The sequence below is a fragment of the Desulfocurvus sp. DL1XJH-121 genome, assembly GCF_054819825.1.
The window spans coordinates 43,061-50,889 of sequence record NZ_JBTVWW010000025.1; the positions used below are offsets into that span (position 1 = coordinate 43,061).

Below are 7,829 nucleotides of genomic sequence, written 5' to 3' on the forward strand. Positions count from 1 at the left end.
CAAGTATTAGACAGTGCCTTTGACAGGCTGTTCGGAAATGTGCGGGTGCGAGGCGCTAGGGAAAGGCAAGACCGACGCGTATCCCGACGCTGTCGCCACGCGAGGGTTTGCCTTTTCCGAAGCAACGAAGCAAACGTGCATTTTTCAACAGCCTAGTCCAGGGTCGCCGCGGACTCCACTTCGATGAAGGCCTCAATGATGTCGCCGGTCTTGACGTCGTTGAAGCGTTCCAGGCCCGCGCCGCACTCGAAGCCCTTGCGGACTTCCTTGGCGTCGTCCTTGAAGCGCTTGAGCGAGGACAGGGTGCCCGTGTAGATGACCACGCCCTCGCGCAGCAGGCGCACCTTGGCGTTGCGCTTGAGTTCGCCGTCCACCACGTAGCAGCCCGCCACCGTGCCGACCTTGGGCACGTTGAAGGTCTCGCGCACCTCGGCCTGGCCCAGGTATTCCTCGGAGATGACCGGGGCCAGCATGCCCGCCATGGCGTCCTTGATCTCGCCCACCAGCTTGTAGATGATGTCGTAGAAACGGATTTCCACGTTCTCGTGCTCGGCCACTTCCTTGATCTTGGCGGTGGGGCGCACGTTGAAGCCGATGATGATGGCGTCGGACGCGGCAGCCAAGAGGATGTCCGACTCGGTGATGGCGCCCGCGCCCGAGTGCAGGATGTCCACCTTCACGGCGTCGGTGGAGAGCTTGTTCAGGGCGTCGGCGATGGCCTCCTGGGAGCCCTGCACGTCGGCCTTGAGCACCAGGTTCAGGGTCTTCAGGTCGCTGTCCGGGCTGGAGGCCAGGAAGCTCTCCAGCGTGACCTTGTGCTCGCTGGCCAGCTGGCGCTCGCGCACCTTGAGGGCGCGGTTCTGGGCGATGCGGCGGGCGACCTTCTCGTCCTCCACGCACACGAACTCGTCACCGGCCTCGGGCACGCCCTCGAAGCCCTGGACCTCCACGGGGGTGGCCGGTCCGGCTGTCTTGATCTTGCGGCCCTTGTCGCTGTGCATGGCGCGGACCTTGCCGCTCTGCACGCCGCACACGAAGCAGTCGCCCTGGTTCAGGGTGCCGCCCTCGATGAGCACCGTGGCCACGGGGCCGCGGCCCTTGTCCAGGCGCGCCTCCACGATGTGGCCCACGGCGGGCTTGCTGGGGTTGGCCTTGAGCTCCAGGACCTCGGCCTGCAGGAGAACCATCTCCAGCAGGGTGTCGAGGTTCTCTCCGGTCTTGGCCGACACGTTGCAGAAGATGGTGTCGCCGCCCCAATCCTCGGGGACCAGGTCGTGGTCCGCGAGCTCGCGCATCACGCGCTCGGGGTTGGCGCCCTCCTTGTCGATCTTGTTCACGGCCACGATGATGGGCACGCCAGCCGCCTTAGAGTGGCTGATGGCCTCGCGGGTCTGGTCCATGACGCCGTCGTCGGCGGCCACCACCAGGATGACCAGGTCCGTGACCTTGGCGCCGCGGGCGCGCATGGCCGTGAAGGCCTCGTGGCCCGGGGTGTCCAGGAATACGATCTTGCCGCGATCGGTGGTCACGTCGTAGGCGCCGATGTGCTGGGTGATGCCGCCTGCCTCGCCAGAGGTGATCTTGGAGTGGCGGATGGCGTCCAGCAGGGAGGTCTTGCCGTGGTCGACGTGGCCCATGATGGTCACGACGGGGGCGCGGCCTTCGAGAGCCTCGGGGGTGTCCTTTTCCTTGGGAGCCAAGTATTCCTCTTCGGAGAAGCCGACCTTCTCAACCTCATAGCCGAATTCCGAGCAGACCAGCACGGCCGTGTCGAAGTCCAGGGAAACGTTGATGGTGGCCATCACGCCGAGGTCGAACAGGGCCTTGATCAGCGCCTGGGCCTTGATGCCCATCTGCTTGGCCAGGTCGGCCACGCGGATGGCCTCCTCGATGCGCACCTTGCGCTTGGCGGCCTTGATGGGCTGGGTGGAGGAGGAGACAGCCATTTCCGGCCTGCCGCCCTTGCGACCCTTCTTGCCCTTGCCGCGTCCCGCGTTGAAGCGGTCCTCGTTGTCCCTGCGCGAGAAGTCCACCACGCGCTTGTCCTTCTTGCGGCGCTTGCGCGGATCTCCGCTGTCCGCGCCGGGGGCATCGGGGGAGCCGCCGGGAGCCGGGGCTCCGCCGGGACGCGGGGTGAATCCGCCGGGGCGCGAGGGCCCGCCGGGGCGGGGGCCGCCGGGGCCTCCGGGACGGGGACCGCCGGGACCGCCGGGACGGGGACCGCCGGGACCGCCGGGACGGGGGCCGCGCCGGTTCTCGGACGGAGCCGGGCGGGCCTGGACCTGCGACGGGTCGGGGCGGGAAATGATCTTGACCTTGCTGGCCGCGGCCTTGGGTTTTTTGGGAGCCTTGGGTTCCTCTTTCGCTTCGGCCTCGGATGCCTCTTCGGCTTCCTCGCCGGCTTCGCTTTTGGGGGCGGCTTCCTGGGGCATTTCGGCCTCGGGCGCGGCTTCGTGTTCGGCCTCAAGGACGGTTTCCTCGGAAGCGGGGGCTTCTTCGGGACCGGAAACGGCTTCGGGTTCGGCTTCTTCCGCCTGGGGCTCGGGCTCGGCTTCGGGTTCGGGCTCCTCGCTCACTGCGGGCTTCACGATACGGGCCTTGGGGGTCTCCTTCCTGGGGGCCTTCTTCTTGGGGGCGGGCTCGGCCGCGGGCTCCTCTTCGGATGCGGCGGGCTCCTCCAAGGGGGCGGGCTCCTCCGCGGTCTCGGCCTCGTCCTCGACGGGCGGGGTGTCCTCCTTAGCAGAGGATTTTTTGACCTTCTTCCTGCGGCGGCGCACGACGACGCCGGGCTGCACTTCCTTGGTGACCACTTCCGTGGACGTGGAGGCTGCCTTGACGTGTCCGCGCAGTTCCTCGGCTTCGTCTTCCTCAAGGACGCTCATGTGGCTCTTGACCGGGATGTCGAGTTCCCGGCAGGCCTGGATGAGTTCCTTGTTTCCGATGCCGAGTTCTGCGGCGATGTCTTTTACCCGAAGCTTATTCGTCATTCCTTACCCCTTGTGCTCCTTCGCCGGCCCTTGTACGTGGCGATTCGTTCAACGCAGGCCCTGTCGTCGCAGACGTAGAAGCCTCGGCCCGGCAGGATTTGTTTCTCATCCCGCATGGGCCCTCCCGCTTCGACGGGGCATACGTATCGCGTCATCTCGTGCTTGGGAAGCCGTTTCCTGCAGATGACGCACATGCGGATGGGGACATGCCTTGCGTTTGCGTCGTGCATGTTCTTTCCGCTTTCGTCGGTGAGCGCGCGGGCGCTACTCGACGTCCTCTTGTTCGTCCTCGCCAGGTTCTTCCTGCGAGGTCGCTTGCGTTTCGTCGTCGGCCTCGGCGTCCAACGCCGGGGCGTCCGCCTCCCCGTCCTCGCCGGACTCGGCGCGGAAGGTGGAGAGGAGGTTGATGGCCGAGCGGATGTCGGCCACCTTGGATTCGCTGATGGCCTCGATGTCCAGGAGATCCTCGTCCGTGGCGGAGATCAGCTTCTCCATGGAATCGTAGCCCGCGGCCAGGAACTTCTCCACGGGCACCTCGGCCACGCTGGCGATCTGCTCCAGGGCCTGGAGCTCCGCGTGCAGTTCGCTGTAGCGGGTCTCGGTGAAGATGTCGATCTTCCAGTCAAGCAGCTTGGAGGCCAGTTTGACGTTCTGGCCCTTGCGGCCGATGGCCAGGGTCAGCTGGTCGTCGGGAACCACGACCTCCAGGAGATTTTCGTCCTCGTCCACGGTGATGCGCGTGATGTAGGCCGGGGACAGGGCGTTGACCGCGTAGGTGGCCACGTCCGGGCTCCAGACCACGATGTCGATGCGCTCGCCGCGCAGCTCCTGGACCACGTTCTGGATGCGGGAGCCGCGGATGCCCACGCAGGCGCCCACGGGGTCCACGTCGCGGTCGTGGGAGGTCACGGCCACCTTGGCCCGGCTGCCCGGGTCGCGGGCCACGCCGATGATGGACACCGTGTTGTCGGCCACCTCGGGCACCTCGCGCTTGAACAGCGTGATCATGTACTCGGGGTGCGAGCGGGAGACGATGACCTGCGGGCCTCGGCCCTCGCGGCGCACGTCGATGAGGTAGGCCTGGACGCGGTCGCCGCGCTTGTAGCGCTCGCGGGGGATCTGCTCTTCCTTGGGCAGCAGAGCCTCGGTGCGGCCGAGGTTGATGATCCAGCCCATCTTGTCGCGGCGCTGGATGATCCCGGACACGATCTCGCCGATGCGGTCCTTGTATTCCTCGTAGATGATTTCCTGCTCGGCGTCGCGCATGCGCTGGATGATGACCTGTTTGGCGGACTGGGCGGCGATGCGGCCCAGTTCCTCGACCTTCAGGCGGAAGCCCAGTTCGTCGTCGATCTGCGCGCCGGGGTCGTGCTCGCGCGCGTCCGCCAGGGTGATCTCCGTGAGTTCGTCCTCGACCTCTTCCACCACGGCCTTGAATTGGTAGACCTCGAGCTCGCCGAGCTCCTCGTTGAAGGAGACCTCGATGTCGATGTCTTCGCCGAATTTGCGCGTCACAGAGGTGCGCACGGCCTCTTCGAGGGTGTCGACGAGCAGGTCGCGGTCGATGCCCTTGTCTTTGCTGATCTGGTCGATGGCCTTTTTCAGTTCCATACCCATGGATGATCCTCCAGAAGCCGCCCTCGCGCCCGGTGTCCCGGTCGCCTGCGGTTAAGCTTTCCTGCCCTTGGCCTTTTCCGGGAACGTATAGCGCAGGTGCGCCTTCTTGACCTCGTTGAAATCGAATTCCAGGACCCGGCCCTCCGACTCGATGCTGAAGGACTCTTCGCCCACGCGGGTCAGGGTGCCGATGAAATTCTTGGAGCCTTCGCGCGGCTCCGCGATGCGAACCTTGATCTCCTGGCCTTCGTACCCCTGCATCTGGCCGGGGTTGAAGAAGGGCCGGTCCAGGCCGGGGGAGGAAACCTCCAGGTTGTAGCGGCCGGGGATCATGTCCTCGGCGTCCAGCAGTACGCTCACGTCCCTGGACAGGCGCGCGCACTGGTCCACGTCCACGCCGCCTTCGCAGTCCACGTAGACTCGCAGAACGCTGCGGCCTTCCTGTTCCGCGAACTCGATGCCCCACAGGGTCAGCCCGAAGGCAGCGGCCATGGGGCCGATGTAGCGCTCAAGCTCGGTGATCGTGTCGTGTGTATTCATAGCCGATCCGATTTCTTCTAAAATAAAAAAGTGGACCGCATGGTCCACTCGTATCGTCAGAAAACGAGAGGGTTAAGAGGTTGTTGGAGCGGGCGACGAGATTTGAACTCGCGACCTTCAGCTTGGGAAGCTGACACTCTACCACTGAGTTACGCCCGCCCCGGGGACAAGGGTGAATAGCAGAATCCTCACGCTTGTCAAGCTGGTTGTGGGGCCGGCGCAGGGGAATCTCGCCGCCAGATCGGAAACCTCCGCGCGGTATCGGAGTTGACCGATCATTCCATCACTGCATATACCTTCGCATCATGAATCGCAATCGTCGTGTTGCGGCTTTGGCCCCCTGTCGGCGGGGATGGTTCAGGGCCGTGTTGCTGCTGCTTCTTCTGCCGCTGTTCCTCGCACCCCCGCAGGCGTGGTGCGCCGAGCCCCTGCGCCTTGTGACCCTGGACAGCCCGCCCCTGGAGTATCTCGGCGAGGACGGCCCCCGGGGCGCGAACGTGGACATCTCCCTGGAGGCCCTCGGGCGCCTCGGCCTGTCCGCCACGGTGGAATTCGTGCCCTGGAAGCGGGCCCTGGAGATGGCCCGTAGCGGCGCGGCCCACGGCATCATCGACGCCGGGTACTCCCCCGAGCGCACCACCTTCCTTCTATACCCCGGCGAGAACATCAATTTGGAGGAAGTCTACGCCTTCCGCAGGACGTCCTCGGACGTGGTGCTGGACGAGATGCTCTCCGCGGCCGGGTTCTACCGCGTGGGAGTGGGGCGCGGGCATTTCTACGGAGCGCGCGTGGACAAGGTCCTGCGCGAAGGGCGGTTCAAGGGCGTGGAGGTGATCTGCGAGCTGGAGACCGCCGTGAAGATGCTCCTGGCCGGGCGCATCGATCTCTTCCTGGGCGTGCGTCAGCCCGTGGAGCACCTGCTTCGGACCATGGGCCTGGAGGACGCCGTGGAGGTGGTCCCCGATGCCCTGGGCAAAGAGGTGATCCTGGACTTTTCGCCCACCTATCTGGCCTTTTCCAAGGTTTCCGCCCCCCCGGACCTGGCCCGCGACGTGGAGCGCGTGCTCCGGGAGATGAAGCGCGACGGGACCGTGGCGAGGATCCAGCGGCGCTATTTCGGGGGCGGGGGGATGTAGCCCCGCGATCCTATTCCTTGAACACCGCGTCCATGACCTCCAGGGCGAAGCGCGCCGAGACGGTGGCCGGGCCGCCGCCCATCTCCATTCCCACCTCCACCGCTTCCAGCACTTCGCGGCGCGTGGCCCCGGCCTCGGCGGCCTGCTCGATGTGCCACTGCATGCAGGACTCGCAGTCGATGACCACGGAGATGCCCACGGCGATGAGTTCCTTGTGCTTCCTGGCCAGGTCGCCGTCCGCGTAGGCCGCGCGTTCGAAATCCAGAAACGCCTCGTAGGTCTTGGAATGCATGCGCAACAGCTTGGTGTGGGCCAGCTTGCGCCTGCGGGACATGTCTTCGAGCTTTCCCATGGTACCCATTCCTTGTTCACGTTATTGTCGGGTTCAATGTCCGCATTTCGCGTCCGCTGTGGCGATATGTCAACCTATTAAGCTTTTTGCGTTGACGTGTCTTATCAATCCACCTATTCTATAATTGTCAAACTCCCCTCCAGACGTATCCCGCTTGGATCAAGCCAAGGAGGCGGCATGGACGGTGTGGTCATCATCCTGCTCTCCATGGGTATGGGGCTCGTGACCGTGGAGATGTTCGGCAAAGCCTGGCTAGGGTTTCTGGGGCTTCTGGCCCCGTTGATCCTGCGTTTGAAAGGGATCATCAGCACCCGCCGCATGGCCGGACGGCTGCACCGCAGCCTGGCGCGGATGCTCCTGTGCTGCGGCGTCCTGGCGCTGGCCTTCTTCGCCTACACCCGCCATCTTGGCCTGGGCTACGAGGAACACCACGTGATGGCTTATTTCGTGGCCGCCGTGGTGCGGTTGGTGGTGTTCATGCGTAGCCTGCCGCAGGAGATTGATTATCTTTTTCGGCCGGGGCGGCCGCGTTGAGGGGGGCGCGGGGCGTGGGCGTTTTGGATTATCGTGGTGCAAAACCAATTGTGCCCTCCCGCCCCACCCGCCGCGTTCCCTCGCGGGTAGGGCGTTGGTTTGTCGGGAGTGTTGGAATGGGTGGCGCGGTCCTCCGTTGATTTCTCTCCTCGTGTCGCGGCACAGGTAGTGCCGCCCCGTCGCACGAGCCCGGCTCCGCTTCGCTGATTTCCATCACAGCCGCTGCGCCGGGCAGCGCGCCGGGGCTTGGGGAGCAGGTGAGGCAGCATCGCAAATAGCATTACGCCATGGGGCATGTATGTTTTCAGGCAGCGCCGCCATCCCATCGTCAGGTAGGATACTTCTTTATTTTCCCGTCGCGTTCTCGGATAGGGAGGCTTTCCGCCTGTGACTTGGCGCGAGGCGCGGGAGGGGCTCGCGACCGCCTGGCTTTGTCCCGCCCCTGCGGCGCAGTCGCGCGGCGGGGGAAATCCTTCGAAGGGAGCGCGCCTCTCCCGCGCCTCGCGCTCGCAGCACTACATACCATCCCCCCAAACCACCCTCTCATACCTGTTGCGGAACGCGGCGGGAGGGCGGGAGGGCACGATTGGTTTTGCGTTACAGCAGACTGGCGTTCGCCCAATCAAATCATCGGGGCGACGCGGAGGCGTATCGCGAAGCCCC

7 protein-coding genes and 1 tRNA gene are annotated in these 7,829 nt (G+C 65.2%); 2 read left to right on the forward strand and 6 right to left on the reverse strand.

The features are described 5' to 3' along the window. Positions 1-152: 152 nt before the first annotated feature. The 5 genes from infB to ACYYG1_RS14940 form a co-directional block, all read right to left on the reverse strand. On the reverse strand, positions 153-2,987 hold the full coding sequence (gene infB, locus ACYYG1_RS14920; RefSeq protein WP_461211130.1) for a translation initiation factor IF-2: 2,835 nt from the start codon (positions 2,985-2,987) through the stop codon (positions 153-155). Then, positions 2,984-3,217 carry a YlxR family protein gene (locus tag ACYYG1_RS14925; protein ID WP_461211131.1) on the reverse strand — a complete coding sequence of 78 codons (234 nt, stop codon included), beginning with the start codon at positions 3,215-3,217 and terminating at the stop codon, positions 2,984-2,986. Before ACYYG1_RS14925 ends, infB begins: the two co-directional genes overlap by 4 nt. Before the next feature lie 34 nt (positions 3,218-3,251). Next, on the reverse strand, positions 3,252-4,604 hold the full coding sequence (gene nusA, locus ACYYG1_RS14930; RefSeq protein ID WP_461211132.1) for a transcription termination factor NusA: 1,353 nt from the start codon (positions 4,602-4,604) through the stop codon (positions 3,252-3,254). Between the two features lie 51 nt (positions 4,605-4,655). Then, a complete protein-coding gene (locus tag ACYYG1_RS14935; protein WP_461211133.1) occupies positions 4,656-5,144 on the reverse strand; it encodes a ribosome maturation factor RimP in 489 nt (162 codons plus the stop codon). 84 nt (positions 5,145-5,228) lie between these two features. Continuing rightward, a tRNA-Gly gene (locus tag ACYYG1_RS14940) sits at positions 5,229-5,303 on the reverse strand. Positions 5,304-5,509: 206 nt separating this feature from the next. On the opposite strand from ACYYG1_RS14940, the gene ACYYG1_RS14945 reads away from it, so the two are divergent. Continuing rightward, positions 5,510-6,280: a substrate-binding periplasmic protein gene (locus ACYYG1_RS14945; RefSeq protein WP_461211134.1), complete on the forward strand. Its 771-nt coding sequence runs from the start codon at positions 5,510-5,512 to the stop codon at positions 6,278-6,280. 10 nt (positions 6,281-6,290) lie between these two features. Here the strand turns inward: ACYYG1_RS14945 and ACYYG1_RS14950 are convergent, their stop codons facing one another. Beyond that, positions 6,291-6,632, reverse strand: a complete 342-nt coding sequence (locus ACYYG1_RS14950; RefSeq protein WP_461211135.1) for a carboxymuconolactone decarboxylase family protein — start codon at positions 6,630-6,632, stop codon at positions 6,291-6,293. 177 nt (positions 6,633-6,809) lie between these two features. Between ACYYG1_RS14950 and ACYYG1_RS14955 the strand changes: the two genes are divergently transcribed. Further along, positions 6,810-7,166 (forward strand): hypothetical protein, encoded by a 357-nt coding sequence (locus tag ACYYG1_RS14955; protein ID WP_461211136.1) that lies wholly within the window; start codon positions 6,810-6,812, stop codon positions 7,164-7,166. Positions 7,167-7,829: the final 663 nt, after the last annotated feature.

Excerpts from the sequence above, each read along its gene's own strand:
- ACYYG1_RS14925 (WP_461211131.1), bottom strand. The coding sequence starts at position 3,217 with ATGCACGACGCAAACGCAAGGCATGTCCCCATCCGCATGTGCGTCATC.
- ACYYG1_RS14935 (WP_461211133.1), bottom strand. The coding sequence starts at position 5,144 with ATGAATACACACGACACGATCACCGAGCTTGAGCGCTACATCGGCCCC.
- infB (WP_461211130.1), bottom strand. The coding sequence starts at position 2,987 with ATGACGAATAAGCTTCGGGTAAAAGACATCGCCGCAGAACTCGGCATC.
- ACYYG1_RS14950 (WP_461211135.1), bottom strand. The coding sequence starts at position 6,632 with ATGGGAAAGCTCGAAGACATGTCCCGCAGGCGCAAGCTGGCCCACACC.
- nusA (WP_461211132.1), bottom strand. The coding sequence starts at position 4,604 with ATGGGTATGGAACTGAAAAAGGCCATCGACCAGATCAGCAAAGACAAG.
- ACYYG1_RS14955 (WP_461211136.1), top strand. The coding sequence starts at position 6,810 with ATGGACGGTGTGGTCATCATCCTGCTCTCCATGGGTATGGGGCTCGTG.